General features: G+C 60.4%; 2 protein-coding genes. Both read left to right on the top strand.

Annotated elements, in window-relative coordinates; genetic code table 11:
* The first annotated feature begins 76 nt into the window (after nt 1–76).
* On the top strand, nt 77–772 hold the full coding sequence (gene tmk, locus NW837_RS13815; RefSeq protein ID WP_414332180.1) for a dTMP kinase: 696 nt from the start codon (nt 77–79) through the stop codon (nt 770–772).
* A gap of 380 nt (nt 773–1,152) precedes the next feature.
* A partial coding sequence (locus tag NW837_RS13810) for a CHAD domain-containing protein (protein WP_414332179.1) occupies nt 1,153–1,940 on the top strand: 788 nt, incomplete at its 3' end.

Below are 1,940 nucleotides of genomic sequence, written 5' to 3'. Positions count from 1 at the left end.
TCCCGCTGACGCGAACAGAGATAGGCAGGATGCGATCGCTTCTTTCCTGAACCATGTTCAGGAGAGTTCAGCCTGAATGTATCAGGACGACGGTGTGTTCATCACCCTAGAAGGCGGGGAAGGGGTGGGCAAAACCACCCAACAGGCCCTCTTGGTTGAGCGGCTGCGCCAAGAAGGCTACGCTTGCCTGTGTACCCGCGAGCCGGGGGGCACGGCGCTGGGCAAAACGCTGCGGGAGCTGTTGCTGCACGGGGATCCCTTTAGCCCTCTGGCGGAGTTGCTCCTGTACGCGGCGGATCGGGCTGAACACGTGAGCAAAGTCATCGCGCCGGCTCTGGCGGCAGGGCAGGTGGTGGTTTGCGACCGCTTTACCGATTCCACCCTGGCCTACCAGGGCTACGGTCGGGGGCTGGACTTGGAGAAGATCCGCCAGCTCAACCACTTAGCCACCGGCGGGTTGCAGCCGCACCTCACCCTGTGGCTGGATCTCCCCCCAGAGGTGGGGCTGGCGCGGAAGGCCTCCGGCCCGCTGGCGCGTTCGCGACAGCGTCGCGTAGCGATAACAGGGTCTTGCGACAAGCTCGAACAAGAACACCTGGAGTTCCACCGCCGCGTCTACCAAGGGTTCCAGGCTCTGGCTGCCGCAGAACCACAGCGGATTGTCCGCATTTCAGCCCAGGGATCCCCGGCAGAGGTGGCTGCGCGGATTTGGTCGGTGGTGAAGCCTCGTTTAGCTAGGCCGCCGTTCGCGCTAGCGGGACGGAGTCCTTGAAGCCCCGCCCTCTGTCTGTAGGACGAGGGTTGGGATGAAAGGCGGTCGTTGTTCTACAATCAACTCGGCTGTACAAAACGGCATTGTCTGTATGCCTACGGCACGGCTTCGCCGAACGTGGAGGGTTCTTGCGTAGGCTCCCTGCTTTCCTCTGCGGGACGGAGTCCTTTGAAGCGAAAAGCCCGCCCCGTACTGCCAGCAGTCGGGGTCGGGAGTATGTCACTACCTTCCCCCTCTTGCCCTCTTAAGGTTAAAAAGAGGTTAAGAAGCGAAACTGCTTTACCCCCTTCCAGGTTAAGTTGGGCTGGATCGCCCCTCGGGTAGGGAGTTTTTGTCTTCTTAGTTGCTTCGCTGTGCCTTCGGAGAGGAGAGGTTTGTCTATGGATGCCCTGTTGCCGGGTGACACCGGTGCGACTGCTGACGAGCAAAAGGGTGAACATAACCCAATCTCACTTTCCCCTTTGTCTTCGTCCTCCCTAGCCCTCCAAGCCCATCAACTGTTGAGCCAGCAATGGCAGCGGCTGCAGAAACACGTAAAGCGAGTTCTGACCCAGCATCCAGAAGCGGCAGAGTCTCTGCACCAAATCCGGGTGACCCTGCGCCGTATTGGCACCTGGGTGCAGGTATTTCAGGGATCCGTCCGGCTGCCCAAGCCTCTCAAGCCCAAACGCCTGCAAAAGCTGGCCAGTGCTTTGGGCAAGCAGCGGGATCTGGACGTGCTGCTGGAAATCCTGCAGGAACCTTGCTGGGAAGGGATCCCGGCAGCCCAGCAGGCAGAACTGGAGAAGCTAAAACAAGATCTGCAGCAACGTCGAACCCAAGCCGAGAAACGCTCCCGCCGCATTCTTGAAGATGCTGACTTCCTGGCGTTTCAAGCTGCCTGCGAGCAGTGGCTGGCTCACCCCCGCTATAAGCCCCAGGCGGAGCTGCCTTTGCCGGAAAGCTTGCCCCACTTGCTGACTCCCCTGCTGGCCCAGTGGCTGCTGCAGCCAGGCTGGCGGATCCCTGCTTTCCCCGCAACGGAAGCCCAGGCTGAGCAACTGCACGAGCTGCGCAAGGCCACCAAACGGCTGCGCTATCAGGTGGAGTTTTTTGCGCCCTTTTACGGGGAAACCATGCAAGATTGGATAGCAACCCTGAAGTGCTTGCAGGATCAACTGGGCCGCTT

Source organism: Synechococcus sp. R6-10 (genome assembly GCF_047461815.1).
Lineage (GTDB): Bacteria > Cyanobacteriota > Cyanobacteriia > Thermostichales > Thermostichaceae > Thermostichus.
The sequence above is the reverse complement of the archived record's forward strand: the minus strand, read 5'-3'. Positions and strand labels throughout refer to the sequence as shown.

Bases quoted from the DNA above. Each gene is read 5' to 3' on its own strand.
- tmk (WP_414332180.1), top strand. From the start codon at position 77: ATGTATCAGGACGACGGTGTGTTCATCACCCTAGAAGGCGGGGAAGGG.